Consider the following 18,331-nt stretch of genomic DNA (forward strand, 5'->3'; position numbering starts at 1 on the left):
CAGATCCACCCACTATTTGCGCAGAGCCTCGGCCAGCTCCAGCATATCGTCGGGCAGAGCGGCTTCGAAATGCAGGATTTCGCCGGTGCGCGGATGTTCGAACTGCAGCAGGTAGGCATGCAGCGCCTGGCGCGGGAAGCGGCTGACGATGTCCTTGCGTTCATCCGCCAAAAGGTTCGCCTTGGTCCGGAAGCCGGCGCCATACACGGTGTCGCCGAGCAGCGGGTGACCGATATGGGCCATGTGAACGCGGATCTGGTGGGTGCGGCCGGTTTCGAGGCGGCAGTCGACCAGTGCGGCAAGCGCTGTTGCATCCGGCTGCTCGTGGAAGCGTTCGAGCACCGTGTAATGGGTGATCGCCTCGTCCGAATCATCGCGGTCGGGCTTTTGCACGGCGCGTTTCGTCCGGTCGCCGGTCGAGCGGCCAAGCGGCGCATCGATCGTTCCGTTGAGCTGGCGCGGCCGGCCCCAGACGATGGCGCGGTAGGCCCGTTCCAGTGGCATGGTCCGACCGTGATCGGCAAACTGTGCCGACAGGTGGCGGTGGGCGATGTCGTTCTTGGCGACGACCATGACGCCGGTGGTGTCCTTGTCGAGCCGGTGGACGATGCCGGGACGGCGGACGCCGCCGATGCCAGACAGGGTGTCGCCGCAGTGATGAATGAGGGCATTGACCAACGTCCCCGTCCAGTTGCCGGCGCCGGGATGAACGACGAGGCCGGCGGGCTTGGAGATGACGATGAGGTCGCTGTCTTCGTAGAGCACGTCGAGCGGAATGTCCTCGCCCTGGGGTGTCGGATCTTCCGGTTCCGGCATGGTGATCTCGAAACGCTCGCCCGGCCGGACCTTGCGCTGCGGATCGGTCATCGGTTCGCCGTTGCGCAGTACCGCACCTTCCTTGATCAGCACCTTGACGCGACTGCGCGAAATGTCGTCGCCGAGTTGCGCGGTCAACCAGGCATCGAGGCGGCCTTCTGCGGCTTCGTCGGCGATCAGCACTTTGCTAATGGCATCGGCTTCTTTAAAGGGGTCGTTCAAACGCTTCTCTCCGGCGAGATCAAGAACAGGACGTATTCATGACAAGTCTCAAGCCAGACGACCAGGACGAAAAGCCTCTCGATCCGGCAATGGAAAATGTGCGGCGCAAGATGGTACGGCTGATGATCGTCTCGGGTGCCGTCATGGTGGTGAGCCTTATGGCGGTGTTCGGTGCCATTGTCTACAAGGCGATGCGGCCGGCGGCCAAGGGTGTTGCGACGAGCGGCGTGCCTTCGGATGCTCCGGTTTCGTCCTCCGTGGCGCTGCCGGCGGGCTTTTCGGTGCAGTCGGTCAGTCTCTCCGGCAACCAGATGCTGTTTTACGGCGTGACCATATCCGGCCAGCGACAGGCGATCGTGTTCGACTATGGCGTTGGCCGCATCGTCTCGACGGTCTCGCTGCCGACGCCCTGACGGATAGCCCGATGAGCGAGGACCGGTTGACCATCATCGCGGATGCCGACGATCCGCGCATCGCCGAATTCCGCGATATCCGCGAGCGCGACCTGACCGGCCGTGAAAGCCGCTTCATTGCCGAGGGAACAGTGGTGTTGCGGCTTCTGGCCGACGCGCACCGGGCCGAGCGCGGCTTTGTCGCTGAAAAGGTGCTGTTGCTGTGCAACCGTGCGGCGGGACTTGCCGACATCATCGCGGCGCTGCCGCGTGATGTGCCGGTCTATGTGGCGGAGGCGCCGGTGCTCGATGCCATCGTCGGCTTCCATCTGCATCGTGGCGTGCTTGCACTCGGGCGCCGTGTAGTCACGGACGATCCGCTTGCCTTCATCGACAGTCTGCCGAAATCGGCCCTGCTGCTGGTCGGGTGCGGCATTTCCAATCATGACAATGTCGGTTCGATGTTTCGCAATGCTGCGGCCTTTGGTGCCGACGGTATTCTTCTCGACGAGACGAGTTGCGACCCGCTTTATCGCAAGGCAGTGCGGGTCTCGGTCGGCTCGGTGCTGACCTTGCCCTATTGTCGGGCCGGCTCCGATCTTGCCATTCTCGACGCGCTCGATGCCCGTGGCTTTGCCATCTGGGGGCTTTCGCCACGCGGCGAAACGTCGATTGCCGTTGTGCCGCCATCGGATCGGCTGGCCTTGGTGGTGGGCACGGAAGGGGAGGGATTGCCCCGCTCCATCCTTTCGCGCTTCCGGACCGCGCGCATTCCGCAGGCGCCGGGGCTGGACAGCCTCAACGTGGCGACGGCCACCGGCATTGCGCTGTTTGCCATGGCATCGTCTGCCGGGAGGATCTAGGCCGACGGTTTCTCGAGCAGTTCGGAGGCGCGATCGGCAAGGCTCCTGCGGTCGCCGCAGTCGCTCTCTCCATTTTTCTCAAGCAAGGCATGGATGGGCGACTGCTTGCCCTCGGTAAGCGCCGTAAGCGCCACCATGCTGGCGGCGATGGTGGCGATCTCTTCGCGCAGAGCCCCATCCTGGGCGGTCGAGCGGGATTTGAGCAGCCTGTCCGAGAGGGCCGTGCTGCGATTGCGGGCGTCGTCGGCGAGCACCGCGATGTCGGCTCCCAAAGCGGGTTCGGCGTCATCAGCAACGGTGTCAGTGTCAGCCGGTGCGTTACTGGTGGATTTCACGTTTTTCGTCCCATCGGCTGCGGTCACCTTCACAGGTCCTGCCGCACGTCTCGACGACTTCGCGGCTTCCCTGGCGTCGATCGTTGCCATCTTCAGTTTCTGTTTGAGGCGCGTCACTTCTTCGACCCGGCGCGCGATAAGGTTTTGCTGGTCGGCGTTGGATGCGACTTCGCGGCTCAGTTTTTCCTCGAGCCGGGTTACCTTGTTCTGCTCCTCGCCGAGACGCATCTCGGCTTCGGTTGCGCGCCTCGTAAAGGTCTCGAGCTCACTGCGCGCCGCATCCCTTTCGGTGCGAAGACCGTTGAAGCGGACACGCAGGTTCTCGATCTCTGCTTCGCGCGCGGCAAGGTCGATCTTCGTGTTGTCGGCATCGACCGCCATCCTGTCGATGCGTTTACGCAGGCTGTCGAGATCCGCTTCCTTCTCCGCATGGGCCAGCTCGGAAACGCGCAGGGCCGACCGCAACTGGCTGATGTTGCTCTCCTCGCGGCGCAGGCGCGCGCGCAAGTCGCTGGCCTCCACGCTCATATCGTTTATCTGGGCATGCAGCTGTTCGTTTTCCGTCGCCAGACGCCCGGCTTCCTTTTTCACAACTTCCTGCGCGATTTGAAGAGCGATGCTCTTTTCCCGCTGACGGGAGAGGGCCTGCTCGGTCTTGGCATTTTCTGCGGCATAGAGGGCCCGTGCCATGTCTTTCTGGGCACGCACCTCCTGGGCGCTGAGGGGCATCGTGGCGCGCAGGCGCTTTTCCGTGAAGTGGACGATGCGGCGATGGATGGCGGGCGCCACCATGCATACGAGGATCACCGCCGTCAGAAAGCCTAAACCGAACAGTAGCGCAAATTGTATCACGGCGCGGCAATCACCTGTACTTGGGCATAGAGCGGAGGTGGAAATTAAGCAGGAAGCCTGCCATTGGGCAAGCTTCATGTCTGTGCGCAGTTAATATCGCGGTAGGGATCGCCCGGTCAGAACGGGTTCCAGGTCGGTTGCGGCGTGACCTTGAGATAGCCGAGGTTGAGGCCGAGACGGGCACCGATACCGGTGCGGATCGGCACGACGACGATGTTGTTGTTTTTCAGCGCGGTCATGCCGACGCCGGCGATCACGAATGCCTGGCCGCTGATGCCTCCGAAGCGCGTGTAGATCGCTTCGGTGTTGGCAAGGTTGTAGACCAGCATCATGACGCGAGTGCCCTGGCCGCCATAATCGAAGCCGAGCGATGGACCCTGCCAGTAGAGCGGGTGCTCGCCTGCGTTCTTGGTATTGAGCTGGCCCTCGCCATAGGTCAGGCCGGCGATAAAGGCGCCGGAGCCCTCCTGTCCGAGAATGTAGCCGTTCGGCAGGCCGTAGCGCTCAAAGGCGGTCTCGACAACCTTGGCAAGGCCGCCGCTGGTGGAGCCGAAGAAAGAATGGCCCGCGTCGATGATCTCCTGAACGGTGTACTGGCCGCTGTTGGGCGCTGCTTCCGCCGCGCGCATGGGCAAGGAAACACTGACGAGGGCGGCGAACGCAGCCACCATTCCGAGGCCGAATAGTCTGCGTAGGATTTGATTGCGCATAGGCTCATCCGTTCATCTCAGTGGGCGCAAAGCATGCGCCCGACGATGGCCGCATTTTGCGTTGATCCTCTTAACAATCGGTTTACCAAATATGGTGTCTTTATGGCGCAACAGATGCCGAAACTGGTAATCCCCGTGCAAACTTGCCGTGGCAATCTCAGGTCACGAAACCTCGCCCGGCATACAGGAGACAATGAATGTCAAGAAATCCGAATCTGACTTTGAATGGGACGGATCTGGCCGCGCTCCTGTGCAGCCGCGTTTGCCACGATGTCATTTCGCCCGTCGGCGCCATCAACAACGGACTGGAACTGCTGGACGAGGGCGGCGCTGACGCGGATGCCATGGATCTCATCCGCACGAGCGCGCTGAATGCCTCGGTACGGCTGAAGTTTGCGCGCATCGCCTTCGGTGCATCCGGGTCTGTCGGTGCTTCCATCGATACGGGCGAAGCCGAGCGCGCCGCCAAGGATTTCGCCGAGGCCGAGAAGAAGGCAACCGTCGTCTGGAACGGACCGCGGGCGATTGTCGCCAAGAATCGCGTCAAGCTGCTTCTCAACCTGTTCCTGGTCGCCTATGCGTCCATCCCGCGCGGCGGCACTATCGACGTGACGCTCGAAAATCCAGAATTCGACGCGAAGTTCACACTTGTCGTCAAGGGCAAGCTAATGCGCGTTCCGGCGAAATTCGCCGAGATCTGCAATGGTGTCATCGAGGAAGCGATCGATGCCCATTCCGTGCAGCCCTATTACACGGTGCTGCTGGCCGACGAGAGCGGGATGGACATCACCTACACCGCAACGGCCGAAGAGATAACCTACGTCGCAGAGATGCGGACGGCTTAACCCTGCGTTGCGCTGACGGGGAAAAGTAACGATTTCTTTAGCGTCGAGCCACTATCGTCTTTCGCGAAGACGCGTTCCTTGGACGGTGGTTCGATGCAAAGGAGTTGCCCATGCAGCGGTTCATGATAGCCGACACATCCGACGTCGTGCGCAAGGTCGGCATGCGCATCCTGTCCGAGCTCGATTTCCTTGTCAGCGAGGCATCGAACGCGCACGAGGCGCTAAGCCGCTTCGAATCCGGTATTCCGCATTACATGATCGTCGATGCCGGCATGGACGGCGTGCTCGAGCTTATCGCCGCGATCCGCGCCATGCCTGAGGGCAAGGACGTCAAGATCTACTATTGCGTCGTCGAAGCCGATCTCAAGAAGCTGATGGCCGGCAAGCGGGCAGGGGCGACAGATTTCCTGCTGAAGCCATTCGACCGCAAGATCCTGACGGCCGTGTTCGGCAACCGCGCCATCGCCGCCTGAGGATCAAGCAGGCAAGTTTCCGATCTCCTTCACCCCAACGATTGCCACTAAAAATCCCGCTTCGTTGCCGAGGCGGGATTTTTGATATGTGGCAGTGGTCGGGTTCCGTCGGGTAGCTCAGGCGCTTTCGGCGTAGCTGCTGCTTTCCGGTTCGCGCAGCACATAGCCGCGGCCCCAGACTGTTTCGATGTAGTTCGCACCGCCGGCCGCATTGGCGAGCTTCTTGCGAAGCTTGCAGATGAAGACGTCGATGATCTTCAGTTCCGGTTCGTCCATGCCGCCATAAAGGTGGTTCAGGAACATTTCCTTGGTGAGGGTCGTACCCTTGCGGAGCGAAAGCAACTCCAGCATCTGGTATTCCTTGCCGGTCAGGTGGACACGCTGGCCGCCGACTTCGACGGTCTTGGCGTCGAGGTTGACAATCAGTTCGCCCGTCGAGATGACCGACTGGGCGTGACCCTTGGAGCGACGGACGATCGCATGAATGCGAGCGACCAGTTCGTCCTTGTGGAACGGCTTTGTCATGTAATCGTCGGCACCGAAGCCGAGACCGCGAACCTTGTCCTCGATGCCGGCCATACCGGAAAGGATGAGGATCGGTGTCTTGACCTTCGACAGACGCAGCGTACGAAGAACTTCGTAGCCAGACATGTCTGGAAGGTTCAAATCGAGTAGAATGATATCATAGTCATACAGCTTGCCAAGATCCACGCCCTCTTCACCGAGGTCGGTCGTGTAGACGTTGAAGCTTTCGGATTTGAGCATCAATTCGATGCTCTGCGCTGTCGCGCTGTCGTCTTCAATGAGTAGAACCCGCATAATATTCCCCTTTACCGCCGCCGAAAGGTCGAAAGCCTCCTACGCGATACCGATTCAACCACTGCCTGATTTGAAAGCTGCCACGGAATGGTTAACAAATTCTGATTCCATCTGGCAAGCTGTATCGACTTTATTAAATATTTTTCTCACTTCCCTGATTTTCCACGTAAATCAGCATTCTGATTTTCTTAACTTCTACATTAAGAAAATAAGCCAACTGATTCTTTTGAATCGATAATGCCTTTGTTTCGATTTCGTCCGAGGTATTTACCGACCCTTAAATGATAGGGCCTATCATTAACGATGCCCGTAAACGAAAGGTTACCAGAGGTAGCTTTTTGTTAACGCCGCCGGAATTTTTTTGTCCCATTGCGATTCAAATCGACGTGGGCGGGTAATGTGTAGAGATCCGGGGTCTCTCATCACGGGAGTAATGCGTATGAAGTCACGTGAGAGCCTAGTCCGTCTGAAAGAGTTCCAGGTAAACGAAAAACGTCGCCAGTTGCAGCAGTTGCAAATGATGACAGCGGAATTCGACAGGATGACCAAGGATCTGGAGAGCCAGATCGTCTTGGAAGAGAAAAAGTCCGGAATTACGGACCCGAACCACTTTGCCTATCCGACTTTTGCCAAGGCTGCGCGGCAGCGTGCGGACAACCTGCAGGTCTCGATCCGGGAACTGCGGACGCAGGAGGAGGCCTTGGAAAGCACTCTCGAAGAGATGCAGGCCGAGTATGCCAAGGCGGCAGCGCTGGAAGAGCGTGACGGTGGGGCGAGAGCCCGCGCCTGATCGCATCTTCGCTGGGGTTTGTGAAAGTCACCGCGAAGAGCCGTGCATGACTGGCCTGGTGGCCAGCCATGCACGGCTTTTGGTGTTTTTCTGTCGGTTCGACATTCGGGGCACAGTTGCGCCCCGGGCCGGCTTCAGGCTATCGCTGCACCCGCAGCATCGTCTTGGAGGGGTCGGGTCATGGACATCAGGAGCGTCAGGGCCGTTCTCCTGATTGCGGCGCCATTTTTCCTGGCCCTCGGTTTGGTCTTGCCGCTGGTGCGTTTCGACCGGCTCTACTTTTTCAGCGAGACGCCGTCGTTGCTTGCCATCGTCGCATCGCTCTGGCAGAGCGGCAACGGTGTGCTTTCGGCTGTCGTGGCGGTGGTGTCGATCGGGTTGCCGATCGTGAAGCTCGTGGCCCTGGCGATGGAGGCCCTGTCCAGCGATGGCAGGGGCGAAGGCGGGGCATTTTTCGAGCGGGTCGTTCCGCAACTCTCGCGCTGGTCGATGATGGATGTGATGCTGGTGGCAATTGTCATCGCGGCTGCCAAGACCAGTGGTCTGGCGAGCGCTTTCACGCAGCCCGGTCTCTGGTTTTACGCGGGCTCGACAATAATTTCGGGCCTCCTCCATTTCCTACTGAGGAATGGATCGGGCCCGAAAAAATAGGTTCTGCGAAGATCAGGTTATCGCGTCAGTGGCGATATTGCTGGATGCGCGTGGTGCGCAGGCCGGCAAGACCGTGGCTGCTGATGGAGGACTGCCAAGACAGGAACTCCTCGACCGTCAGCGTATAACGGTCACAGGCTTCTTCCAGGCTCAACAGGCCACCGCGCACAGCCGCGACAACCTCTGCTTTACGGCGGATGACCCAGCGCCGCGTATTGGGCGGTGGCAGGTCAGCAATCGTAAGGGGGCTGCCATCGGGGCCGATGACGTATTTCACCCGGGGACGTATCATTTCGGTCATTGGACTCTCTACACACACTCAAGACCACTTCCAGGACTGTATCTCGCCACATTTAAAAATTGACTAAGCCCTCAGTAACACTTTGATAACAATTTTACGGAGTGTGGCGCCGAATTGATTTGCGGCGGCGTTCCAATCGTCGCTGATCGCCGCCAAGTCCTTACGTTCGCGCAGAAACTGGCTGATTCTCGGCATTTCTTTTAAGTCGCTAATTCAGTATTTTGTGTTTTTGAGCAGCAGCGAACAGCTGAAATTATTTTGTATTTTTTCAATGGCATCCAGCTGATCTCTCACAGATTGGCGCAAACCGGTGGGCCACTGGGCGTACTTTCCGGTGTGGAGGCGAGGTCGGAGGATACGTCCAGCGCCAGCCGCGCCATCGGCCGGCAGTTTTTGCATCTGCCGGCCCCTCCGTTAATTTCTCAAAGCCGGACTATGGTTATCTCCGTTTTACCGGCGCCGAAATCGTATTGCGCCGTGCCGGAATGAAGCAAGGTCAGCAGATCGCCAGCGTTAAGGGTGGCCAATCCCACGCCACTGTGGCGAAACGGGTTGCTGCTCGCCACTGCACTGGTAGTGGCAAGCGTGGTGCTGCCGTTGGCGACAAGGCTGGCGGAATGCCCACCGGAGGTGAGAATGCTTGCGCTCATCGACAGAAGATAGAGGCCGGCGACCGGCACCACGAGGCGATTGCCGAGGCTGCCACCGAGGCTGGTACCGAGTGCGAAGCCGCCACGCGCTGCGCTCAGCTGTGTAAAGCCGGTCTGACTGCCGCTCGACGGTGTCAGCGCGCCGACGGCGAGCGATGCACGCGCGGCCGGTTGTTGCGGCATGTCGACGATGCCCTGCGGCGACACTGACAGCCCGGTCTGCCATGTCCCACCGTCCGGGCTGACCTTGATGGAGAAACTGTCGTTGCCCGCCAGTCCCAGTTCCGCGCGCCCAGACCAACCGGTCTGGAAGAGCAGTGAGGCAGTGTCGCCGGAAGAGTTCTTGTTGACCTTGATCTGGTGGCCGTTGCCGGCATTGTTGAACAGCGTTGCTGCCGCGCTGACGGTGAGGCGGTTGGTGGCATCGGCGGACGCATTGATGCCGAGCGCAGACATCGTGCCCTCGGACGGAAGGCTCATTTCGCTCCAGGTGCCGCCTTCGAGGACGCGAAGGCGGTTGTCGGCCGTGAACCAGGCGCGCCAACCGGTGCGCGGCTGCAGGAAAATCCAGGCTCCGTCCTGCCTGAGAGCCAATTGTCCGGATTTGCCTGACCAGATGCCTGTCGCCGCCGACGCGACGAGATAGCAGTCGCCCTCGCTGATGGGGTCGGGCGGTGGCGATGAACGGGTTGCGGTGATGGCGAGCTGGACGATGGCATCCAGCCGTTGCAGCGCTTCGTTATGGGTGACGTGCTTTTGAGCCTGGGATGGCAGGATATAGGGTAGCGATAGGTTAGCGGTCTGGTCTGACATTGGCATCTCCCGCGGTGTGGGCCGGAGCTTTCAGGTCAGCTTGCCGGCGTCATTCACCGTCGAGTTTAAAGCCGATGGAGAGTGCGGGGATGAAAAACGCTAGTCGGCATTGTTTTTGCTGGATTTTCCAGACGGTTTATCCCCCCGAAACTGCATTCCGTGCACCCCATGAGATGAAGTCGGGGTTGGCGAAGTCGCTGTCGGTCGGCTGGTTTCGCTTGCCGTAGCCGAGCGGTTTGCCATCGAGGGTGACTGTCGTTCCGCCTGCTGCGCGAAGCACGGCATCGCCGGCGGCCGTGTCCCATTCCATCGTCCTTGCGAAACGCGGATAAACGTCCGCCTTGCCTTCGGCGAGCAGGCAGAATTTCAGCGATGAGCCGATCATCGTGCAAGCACTGACGGCGTTGTCGGAGAGAAAACCGTCTGTTCGGTCGTTGCCGTTGCAGCGGCTGGCGAGCCCCGTCAGCGTTTTACCAGCCTGGCGCGCGGTGATCGGCGTGCGGCTGGCGATCCTGAAGTCGGCATCCACCACCAGCTTTTCAGCCACGCCGTCCTCGCCTGTGAAGGCGACGCCGAGGGCAGGGGCATAGACGATTCCGGCAACAGGCTTGCCGTCAACGATATAGGCTATGTTGACGGTAAATTCGTCGCGATGCTCGATGAATTCACGTGTGCCGTCGAGCGGATCGACAAGGAAGAACGGCGTCGTGCCGGTTGCCGGACTGTAGCCGGCGGCCACTGCCTCTTCCGCGATGACGGGAATGTCCGGAAAAGCCGCCGCAAGATGGGCAAGGATGATCACCTCCGCCCTCTCATCCGCAACAGTTACGGGCGACAGGTCGAGTTTCCGGGTCACCGCATGTCCGGAGCGGTAGACGGCCAGAATGGCTTGACCCGCTTCCAACGCGGCTTTTTCAAATACTGCAAGCATGCTCCTCTTTTACGCCATCCTTCGTCTCGGTGCCAAGGGAGTGCTTGGGCAGCGGCAGCCTCAACTCGCCATGGGCGAGTGAGATCCTGTTGCCAAAAATATTAGTAAAAATCAGCTTCGCTTCACTATCGAAAAATACCTTATTGTTTTTACTTTATGAGGTGAAACTTAATTTTAGATTTTTTACAAAAAAATGACTGAAAAAATTCGCGAATATATAAATAAACTTGAGAGTATCATTTGATTTCTATGATTTTAAATTTTAAAACATAAAAGTTTTTCACCGCACTTCTGAAGGTCCATTCGATCTATGCGATCGATAGAATAAGAAAATTTTATTTTGCTCTACGAGAAATGCGAAAATGTATCAGCAGGAAGAGTACAATACTTCTGTTATGCCAGCAGAATTGAAGTGGATCGACGTCTGTATTGTTGCAACGCGTCGCCCCGATTTGCTGGAGCGGACACTTCGGTCTTTCCACGCAAATCTGTTCAGTGCCTTCAGGATACGCAGGATCATTGCAAATATCGATCCGCTGTTCGGGAGCGAGGCGGATCAAGATAGATGCATAGCCATCATTCGCCAGTATGACCCGAATGCCTTGATCTCTCTTCCCGAGCGGCCGAATTTCGCGAAGGCTGTCGCCAGTAACTGGCTGGCCAGTTCAACCGACGTCATCCTCCATCTGGAAGACGACTGGCTTCTCAATCGCCCTGTTCGCCCGGATCACCTGCATGCCTTCGTAGACTACCCATGGATCGGCCAGATCAGCTTCAATCACGCCAACAAGCGATGGGATGTCCGTAAAAATGGGTCATTCTGCTACGCCCTGAAGCACTTCCGGCTGATTGGCATAAAATGCTCCATCGGCCAGAAGAAGCCGACATTTCTGACGGGGCCATCCTTTCTCAGGGGATCCTTCGCTCACCGGTCTGCCGAACTGATGGATTTCGCTCTCGATCCGGAAAAGCAATTTTGCCGAGGGGTCAACCGCCCGCTGGAGCGCTATGCAGCGCAATATCGGAACCTGATCGTCGGCGAGATCGATGCTTATTACATCGAGGATATCGGCCGGAGTTGGAGGAAAGAGCGCAATATCGTCAAGCAGGTGGTTGCGGGCCAGTCCTATTGGACTGACACAGCGCCCGAGGCGAATGAAGCGACTGAAATCCGGCTCGTTACAGAATCCGGCTCCAGAGAAATTTAGGAACGATATCCTTTCGGCGCACCGTGACGCGTGGCAGGCGCATCTGGTCAAGGCTGGCGTTTGCCTTGCCTTTGATGGTGGTCGTTGCCGTCAGGAAGCCGCTGTCTCGGGCGATTGCCACGACGAGATCATTATGGCTTCCGAACGGGTAGCTGAAAGCCGTTACCGCGCTGCCGCTGATATCCTCGAGTTCGGCCTTGCTGCCTGCCATCTGCTCGCGTGCCTCGGCCTCGCCGAGCAGGCCCAGACGGGCGTGATCGAGGGTATGGGCACCCACCTCCTGGCCGCCAGCCATCCATTCCCGGAGTTCTTCTTTTGTCATGCAAGGGTCGACTGGCATCCTCCCTTCGTCCCACTTGTTGTAGCCGCCGACCTGGCGGCTGACGAAATAGGTGGTGGAGGTGAACCCGAACTCGGCCAGAACCGGCAGGGCATTGTGATGAACGTTGCGGTAGCCGTCGTCGAAGGTGATGCCGACCGCCTTGCCCTTCTTCTCGCCCGACATGTAGAGGCCCAGTTCCGCCATCGAGCAGCCGGTATAGCCAAGCAGTTTCAAGGCCTGCATCTGGCTTCGAAAACGCCGCTTGCTGACGAACATATATCGCGACCCCACCCCGCGCGGCGGAGCATCGGCGATGTGATGATACATGAGTATCGGGAAGCTCCGATTGCTCGCCTTATTGCCGGGTACGACAGTATTCATGACACGATACCAATTTCAGAGATCCGTCGTTTACTTCAAGGCACCGGGGATTGGTAAGCGGTAATGTGAAATTCGCGTCATAATGCTGATTTTCCACGGCTAGGAATTCTATGAATGCGTTTTCTATTTTGTGGCGCATGATTAATCTTCGGTTCGGCAAATGTGGGGGTGACCGCACGAAACCCTGAAAAGGTTCCTTAATGACGCAAATGCTTGCTGAGAATTCCACTTAAGAATTCGGGCCATTGGATGTGTCGGTGCTGGCAGCGGAACTGGAGTTTCCATTGGTGCAGGCCCTTAGAAACATGCCGCCAAAGTGGGTGATCTTCATCAGGAACACCGACAACTCGTAGTAGTCGCTCTGCTTTAATTCGAGCGGCGGGTGATATGCACTATTGCCACAATATTCAATCAGTCCGAGGTGCTGCAGATGCTCCTGATAGACTGGGAACATCTCTGGCTGGCTTAGAGCCTCGTAGCTGAATGTGCGATCCTCCACTTCCCGCCTAATGTCCGCTGATATCTCGCTTCTATCCAGCCTTGCCCGTCTCCGTGCCGGGTCGGGGTAGATCTTCTGGCCAGTGGGCGACATTATAAGCGTCTCGTCTCGGCTGGCGAAATCCTGAAGGAATATCAACTCATCAGGAGCCATCTGCGTGATGATGCTGAAAAATGCAGGATGGGCATCTCCAACCCGCTCTCGGTCCATAGCCCTGGAAAGTAGCTGAATATACAGTTTCGTGATTGGATCATGCTCGGTCTGAAATCGAAGCTTTTCCACGATGGGATATGCTATGGATTCTACCGGTTCGATGCGCCGCTCTTCTGGAACCTGGCGTATCGCCCGCTCGATGTAACTCTCCAACCGAGCCTGTAGCGCTCCAGTGAACTGGAAGGGGAACGTGAGAAGGCGAACGGTCTTAACAACGTCAGCACCGAATTTGTCGATCTGTTCAACAGTTTTTGGAACCACAAATGCCGCTGCATTCGCGGCAGCTACTGCTGCATTAACAACTTCATTCGGGTCCGCCATCCTCAGTTCCCCTTATTCGTAGCCTACATATTGCAGAGCAAATCAGGCAATTCAATCAAATGTCTTTTATTCTTTCAGTCGACGAAAATAAGCGCACGATTAGGGCCGCAAGCGTTCTCAGCCGCACGTTCTCACGCGCGTTGTGCAAGGCGGTTGGCCGCTTTGTCGAGCTTCAGGAATGTCCTCCGCTTTTCTTGGTGAAGCGTGTCCTGCAATGAGACAGGCTAATCTCTGATGGATGCAGTTTCTTGCCATAATCTGAACCGAATGCAGTATGGATGGACCCCAAGGTATTGTCCAAGCGCCTCTGAGGTCAGAAAAGGGATCATGTCCTTATCAGCGAATTTTAGGTCCTTCGGAGGCTTGTTGTTTTTGCTGCATGTGCGAATGTCTGACGGGATCGAGTTTGGGACATCGCATGCGTTATTCAGCACTCAACATCTTGAAGCAGGCATTTACCGGCAACCGTGACTGGAAGCCGGTCTGGCGGACGCCGGAGCCTAAGCCGCACTACGACGTAATCATCGTCGGCGGCGGCGGGCACGGGCTGGCGACGGCCTATTATCTCGCAAAGGAGCATGGCATCACCAATGTCGCCGTGCTGGAGAAGAGCTATATCGGCTCCGGTAATGTCGGTCGCAACACGACCATCATCCGTTCGAACTACCTGCTGCCTGGCAACGAGCCGTTTTATGAGCTGTCCATGAAGCTGTGGGAAGGTCTGGAGCAGGACTTTAACTACAATGCAATGGTCTCCCAGCGCGGCATCGTCAACCTGTTTCATTCCGACGGCCAGCGCGACGCCTATGCGCGGCGCGGCAATGCGATGCGGATGCACGGTGTCGATGCCGACTTGCTCGACCGCGAGCAAGTCCGCAAGATGATGCCATACCTGAACTACGACCAGGCCCGGTTCCCCATCCTCGGCGGTCTGCTGCAGAAGCGTGGCGGAACGGCCCGCCATGACGCGGTTGCCTGGGGCTATGCGCGCGGCGCCGATACGCGCGGCGTCGATCTGATCCAGCAATGCGAAGTGACCGGCATCCGGCGGGAAAACGGTCAGGTCACCGGGGTCGAAACGACGCGCGGCTTCATCGGCTGCAACAAGCTGGCACTGGCTGCTGCTGGCAATACCTCGACGCTCGGTCGCATGGCCGATCTCGACCTGCCGATCGAAAGCCATGTGCTGCAGGCTTTCGTGACCGAGGGGCTGAAGCCGGTGATCGACAATGTCATCACCTATGGTGCGGGCCACTTCTATATCTCGCAGTCGGACAAGGGCGGGCTGGTGTTCGGCGCCGATATCGACGGCTACAGTTCCTATGCCCAGCGCGGCAACCTTGCGACGGTCGAGCATACGCTGGAGGAGGGGGTGTCGCTTATCCCCGGACTGTCGCGCGTGCGGGTGCTGCGCGCCTGGGGCGGCATCATGGACATGAGCATGGACGGTTCGCCGATCATCGACCGGACGCCTATCGACAATCTCTATCTGAACTGCGGCTGGTGCTACGGCGGCTTCAAGGCGACGCCAGCTTCCGGCTTTTGCTTTGCACATCTGATCGCCCGGAACGAGACCCACGACGTCAGCCGGTTTTTGCGGCTCGACCGCTTCGCCCATGGCTTCGAGATCGACGAAGGCGGCAAGGGCCCGCAGCCGAACCTGCATTGAGGGCATGAGATAATGGCAAGCTTGATACACTGCCCGCATTGCGGCATCCGCCCGAAGGAAGAATTCGCGATCCGCGGCGATGCTTCGGTATCGCGCCCGTCACCCACGGCATCCGACGACGCGTGGAACCGCTACGTCTATATCCGCGACAATCCCCGCGGTCGCTACCGCGAACACTGGCACCACGCCTCCGGCTGCCGCCGCTGGCTGGTCGTCGAGCGCAGCAACGTCACGCACGAGGTGTTTTCCGTGACAGATGTCGCCGATGCTGTGCGGGAGGGCGTGGAATGACGGCCTATCGCGTTTCCACCGGCGGTCTTGTCGATCGCGGCACCTCCCTCGGGTTCACCTTCGACGGCAAGCGCCTGCAGGGGCTGGGTGGCGATACGCTCGCCTCGGCACTGCTGGCCAACGACCAGATGCTGGTCGGCCGCAGTTTCAAATATCATCGTCCGCGCGGCATCGTCACAGCGGGATCCGCCGAGCCGAACGCGCTGGTGACCATTGGCAAGGGTGGGCGCACCGAGCCCAATACGCGCGCTACCGTTGCCGAACTCTACCAGGGGCTCGATGCGGTCAGCCAGAACCGCTGGCCGTCGCTGAAGCACGATATCGGCTCGCTCAACAGCCTGCTGTCGCCGTTCCTCGGGGCTGGTTTCTACTACAAGACCTTCATGTGGCCGGCGGCCTTCTGGGAAAAGGTCTACGAGCCGATCATCCGCAAGGCCGCAGGCCTCGGTCGCGCTGTGATGCAGGCCGATCCCGATCGATATGAAAAATCCTGGGCCCATTGCGACCTGCTGGTGGTTGGCGCCGGACCTACTGGGCTGATGGCGGCCCGTACTGCGGCGCGCGCCGGACTGCGCGTCATCCTCGCCGACGAAGGCTTTCGTCTCGGGGGCTCGCTGCTGTCGGAAAGGCTCGCCATCGGCGGCGTGAGCGCCGATGCTTTTGCGAGAACCGTGCTCGACGAACTCGCCGGCTTCCCCAACGTCACGCTGATGCCGCGCACGACGGTTTTCGGCTGGTACGACGACAATGTTTTCGGCGCAGTCGAGAAGGTGCAGAAGCATATCGCCATGCCGTCGGCGGATCTGCCGGTGGAGCGGCTGTGGCGGATCATTGCCAAGCGGGCCATCGTCGCTACTGGGGCCGAGGAGCGGCCGCTGGTTTTCGGCGGCAACGACCGGCCGGGGGTGATGATGGCTGGGGCCGCGCGTAGTTATCTCAACCGCTACGGTGTTGCCATCGGCCAGAAGGTTGCTGTGTTCACCAATGGTGGCTCCGGCTATCGCACGGCGCACGACCTGATCGCCGCAGGCGTCGAGATCGCCGCGATCATTGACACCCGCCCGGGGACATCGGATGTCGCGCCGAATGGCGTGCGCGTTATCCATGGCGGCACGGTCGTTGCCACCAAGGGCAAATACCGGATCGAGGGTCTGCTTGCCGATCGTGGCGGACTGGACGAGTTCATCGGTTGCGATGCGCTGGCAATGTCCGGCGGCTGGTCGCCGATCATCCATCTCGCCTGCCAGCGCGGCGCCAAGCCCGTCTGGTCGGACGAACGGCAGGCGTTCATGGCGCCGGAGGATACAGGCGGGCTAGTGGTGGCCGGAGCTGCCGGCGGTATCGACAGCGTCGCTGGTTGCCTCTCCGACGGTGCGGCGAAGGCTGCCGCCGTCATAGAGAGCCTGGGCTTCAGTGTTCAGGGCCATGACTTGCCCGAGGTTGAGGGCGAGTACGATCCGTCCTTCGCTGCCGCCTGGCACGTGCCCGGCGCCCGGGACAAGGCTTTCATCGACTTCCAGAACGATGTCCATGCCAAGGATATGGGCCTCGCACTGCGCGAAGGTTTCGGCCATGTCGAGCATGCCAAGCGCTACACCACCAACGGCATGGCGACCGATCAGGGCAAGCTCGGCAACGTCAACGCGGTCGGCATCATCGCCGGCATGCGCGGCGTCAGCCCGGCAGCGGTTGGCACGACGACATTCCGGCCTTTCTACACGCCGGTCTCCTTCGGTGCGATGGCGGGGACGGCGCGTGGAAAGCATGCGCGGCCCGTGCGGCAATCGCCGCTGCACGGCTGGGCGAAGAAGAACGGCGCAATCTTTGTCGAGGCCGGTGCCTGGTACCGCTCCTCGTGGTTTCCGAGGGGCGACGAAAAGACCTGGCGCGAAAGCGTCGACCGCGAAGTGCTCAACGTCCGCGCCAATGTCGGCATCTGCGATGTCTCGACACTCGGCAAGATCGAGGTGTTCGGCAAGGATGCCGCCGAGTTCCTGAACCGGATCTACAGCAACGCCTTCCTCAAGCTCCCGGTCGGCAAGGCGCGCTATGGGCTGATGCTGCGCGAAGACGGTTTCGTCTACGACGACGGCACGACGAGCCGGCTCGCTGAAAACCATTTCTTCGTGACGACGACGACCGCCTATGCGGGCGAAGTCATGAGCCATATGGAATTCTGCGCGCAGGTTCTCTGGCCCGATCTCGACGTGCGCTTCGTGTCGTCATCGGACCAGTGGGCGCAGATGTCGGTTGCCGGCCCGAAGGCGCGACTGGTGCTGGAGAAATTGATCGACGACGATATTTCCAATGAGGCATTTCCGTTCCTGGCCGCGGCCAGCGTGACGCTCAAGGGCGGACTGAAGGGGCGGCTGTTCCGGATTTCGTTTTCCGGCGAACTCGCCTTCGAACTGGCTGTGCCGGCAGGTTTCGGTGAGGCGGTGGCGGATGCGGTGATGGAAGCGGGCAAGGCACACGACATCTGCGCTTACGGCGTCGAGGCCCTGAATGTGCTTCGCATCGAGAAGGGGCACGTCACCCATAACGAACTCGATGGTCGCACCACGCCGGACGACGTCGGTCTCGGGCGGATGCTGTCGACGCAGAAGGCAGATTTCATCGGCAAGCGACTGTCGACCCGCTTCGGGCTGACGGCAGCGGACCGTGGGCAGCTCGTTGGCCTGAAGCCGGTCGACCATGACAAGGAAATCAAGGCGGGCGCGCATATCCTCAAAGAAGGCGCTGCGCCGTCGACAGCCCACGACCAGGGGCATGTCTCATCTGCCTGCTTCTCACCGGTGCTCGGTCATTCCATCGCGCTTGCCATGCTCAAATCAGGGCGCGAGCGGATTGGCGAAAAGGTGCTGGTGTGGGATCGGCTGCGCGGAGAGGAGTTCCTGGCCGAGGTCTGCAGTCCGGTATTCGTCGATCCGGACGCCCAGAAACTGCATGTTTGAGGAGCGGGCC

20 protein-coding genes are annotated in these 18,331 nt (G+C 59.4%); 10 read left to right on the forward strand and 10 right to left on the reverse strand.

Annotated features, from left to right (window positions below; genetic code table 11):
- Positions 1–12: 12 nt before the first annotated feature.
- On the reverse strand, positions 13–1,038 hold the full coding sequence (locus tag J5278_RS06370; protein ID WP_209184483.1) for an RluA family pseudouridine synthase: 1,026 nt from the start codon (positions 1,036–1,038) through the stop codon (positions 13–15).
- Positions 1,039–1,076: 38 nt separating this feature from the next.
- On the opposite strand from J5278_RS06370, the gene J5278_RS06375 reads away from it, so the two are divergent.
- Both J5278_RS06375 and J5278_RS06380 read left to right on the forward strand, forming a co-directional pair.
- Positions 1,077–1,451, forward strand: coding sequence for a hypothetical protein (locus tag J5278_RS06375; protein WP_142823525.1), 375 nt, complete (start codon positions 1,077–1,079; stop codon positions 1,449–1,451).
- 11 nt (positions 1,452–1,462) lie between these two features.
- Complete coding sequence (locus tag J5278_RS06380; RefSeq protein WP_209184482.1) at positions 1,463–2,293, forward strand: RNA methyltransferase; 831 nt, start codon at positions 1,463–1,465, stop codon at positions 2,291–2,293.
- Here the strand turns inward: J5278_RS06380 and J5278_RS06385 are convergent.
- Entirely contained in the window at positions 2,290–3,480 is a 1,191-nt protein-coding gene (locus tag J5278_RS06385) for a hypothetical protein (protein ID WP_209184481.1), read from the reverse strand. The genes J5278_RS06380 and J5278_RS06385 overlap by 4 nt on opposite strands.
- Positions 3,481–3,596: 116 nt before the next feature.
- The gene (locus tag J5278_RS06390) at positions 3,597–4,109 is read right to left on the reverse strand and encodes a DUF1134 domain-containing protein (protein WP_224127810.1); all 513 of its coding nucleotides are present in this window, start codon (positions 4,107–4,109) and stop codon (positions 3,597–3,599) included.
- Positions 4,110–4,387: 278 nt separating this feature from the next.
- Here J5278_RS06390 and chpT point away from each other — a divergent pair, with 278 nt between their 5' ends.
- Positions 4,388–5,035, forward strand: a complete 648-nt coding sequence (chpT, locus tag J5278_RS06395; RefSeq protein ID WP_209184480.1) for a histidine phosphotransferase ChpT — start codon at positions 4,388–4,390, stop codon at positions 5,033–5,035.
- A 110-nt stretch (positions 5,036–5,145) separates the two neighbouring features.
- A complete protein-coding gene (locus J5278_RS06400; protein WP_209184479.1) occupies positions 5,146–5,508 on the forward strand; it encodes a PleD family two-component system response regulator in 363 nt (120 codons plus the stop codon).
- A gap of 117 nt (positions 5,509–5,625) precedes the next feature.
- On the opposite strand, the gene ctrA is transcribed toward J5278_RS06400, so the two are convergent.
- Positions 5,626–6,327 carry a response regulator transcription factor CtrA gene (gene ctrA, locus J5278_RS06405; RefSeq protein WP_111222509.1) on the reverse strand — a complete coding sequence of 234 codons (702 nt, stop codon included), beginning with the start codon at positions 6,325–6,327 and terminating at the stop codon, positions 5,626–5,628.
- A 439-nt stretch (positions 6,328–6,766) separates the two neighbouring features.
- On the opposite strand from ctrA, the gene J5278_RS06410 reads away from it, so the two are divergent.
- Both J5278_RS06410 and J5278_RS06415 read left to right on the forward strand, forming a co-directional pair.
- A complete protein-coding gene (locus J5278_RS06410) occupies positions 6,767–7,117 on the forward strand; it encodes a flagellar export protein FliJ (protein ID WP_111222510.1) in 351 nt (116 codons plus the stop codon).
- Between the two features lie 180 nt (positions 7,118–7,297).
- The gene (locus tag J5278_RS06415) at positions 7,298–7,768 is read left to right on the forward strand and encodes a paraquat-inducible protein A (RefSeq protein ID WP_209184478.1); all 471 of its coding nucleotides are present in this window, start codon (positions 7,298–7,300) and stop codon (positions 7,766–7,768) included.
- A gap of 25 nt (positions 7,769–7,793) precedes the next feature.
- Here J5278_RS06415 and J5278_RS06420 read toward each other — a convergent pair whose 3' ends face one another.
- From J5278_RS06420 to cysQ, 4 genes are all read right to left on the reverse strand, one after another.
- Positions 7,794–8,069 (reverse strand): DUF1153 domain-containing protein, encoded by a 276-nt coding sequence (locus tag J5278_RS06420; RefSeq protein WP_111222512.1) that lies wholly within the window; start codon positions 8,067–8,069, stop codon positions 7,794–7,796.
- A gap of 213 nt (positions 8,070–8,282) precedes the next feature.
- On the reverse strand, positions 8,283–8,468 hold the full coding sequence (locus J5278_RS06425) for a hypothetical protein (RefSeq protein WP_209184477.1): 186 nt from the start codon (positions 8,466–8,468) through the stop codon (positions 8,283–8,285).
- Between the two features lie 23 nt (positions 8,469–8,491).
- Positions 8,492–9,532, reverse strand: coding sequence for a DUF2793 domain-containing protein (locus J5278_RS06430; RefSeq protein ID WP_209184476.1), 1,041 nt, complete (start codon positions 9,530–9,532; stop codon positions 8,492–8,494).
- Positions 9,533–9,668: 136 nt separating this feature from the next.
- Positions 9,669–10,463 (reverse strand): 3'(2'),5'-bisphosphate nucleotidase CysQ, encoded by a 795-nt coding sequence (cysQ, locus tag J5278_RS06435; RefSeq protein WP_209184475.1) that lies wholly within the window; start codon positions 10,461–10,463, stop codon positions 9,669–9,671.
- A gap of 362 nt (positions 10,464–10,825) precedes the next feature.
- On the opposite strand from cysQ, the gene J5278_RS06440 reads away from it, so the two are divergent.
- Positions 10,826–11,671, forward strand: a complete 846-nt coding sequence (locus J5278_RS06440; RefSeq protein ID WP_209184474.1) for a glycosyltransferase family 2 protein — start codon at positions 10,826–10,828, stop codon at positions 11,669–11,671.
- Here the strand turns inward: J5278_RS06440 and J5278_RS06445 are convergent.
- Together J5278_RS06445 and J5278_RS06450 are read right to left on the reverse strand one after the other, a co-directional pair.
- A complete protein-coding gene (locus J5278_RS06445) occupies positions 11,643–12,374 on the reverse strand; it encodes a polysaccharide deacetylase family protein (protein WP_247749776.1) in 732 nt (243 codons plus the stop codon). The genes J5278_RS06440 and J5278_RS06445 overlap by 29 nt on opposite strands.
- A 229-nt stretch (positions 12,375–12,603) precedes the next feature.
- A complete protein-coding gene (locus tag J5278_RS06450; protein WP_209184473.1) occupies positions 12,604–13,407 on the reverse strand; it encodes an Abi-alpha family protein in 804 nt (267 codons plus the stop codon).
- A gap of 418 nt (positions 13,408–13,825) precedes the next feature.
- On the opposite strand from J5278_RS06450, the gene J5278_RS06455 reads away from it, so the two are divergent.
- Genes J5278_RS06455 through J5278_RS06465 form a run of 3 tightly spaced genes read left to right on the forward strand, consistent with a single transcriptional unit; the run spans position 13,826 to position 18,321 of the window.
- On the forward strand, positions 13,826–15,076 hold the full coding sequence (locus J5278_RS06455) for a sarcosine oxidase subunit beta family protein (protein WP_209184472.1): 1,251 nt from the start codon (positions 13,826–13,828) through the stop codon (positions 15,074–15,076).
- Between the two features lie 12 nt (positions 15,077–15,088).
- On the forward strand, positions 15,089–15,367 hold the full coding sequence (locus tag J5278_RS06460; RefSeq protein WP_209184471.1) for a sarcosine oxidase subunit delta: 279 nt from the start codon (positions 15,089–15,091) through the stop codon (positions 15,365–15,367).
- A complete protein-coding gene (locus tag J5278_RS06465; protein ID WP_209184470.1) occupies positions 15,364–18,321 on the forward strand; it encodes a sarcosine oxidase subunit alpha family protein in 2,958 nt (985 codons plus the stop codon). Before J5278_RS06460 ends, J5278_RS06465 begins: the two co-directional genes overlap by 4 nt.
- The last annotated feature ends 10 nt before the right edge of the window (positions 18,322–18,331 follow it).

This window comes from Rhizobium sp. B21/90 (assembly GCF_019355815.1).
GTDB lineage: Bacteria > Pseudomonadota > Alphaproteobacteria > Rhizobiales > Rhizobiaceae > Rhizobium > Rhizobium rhododendri.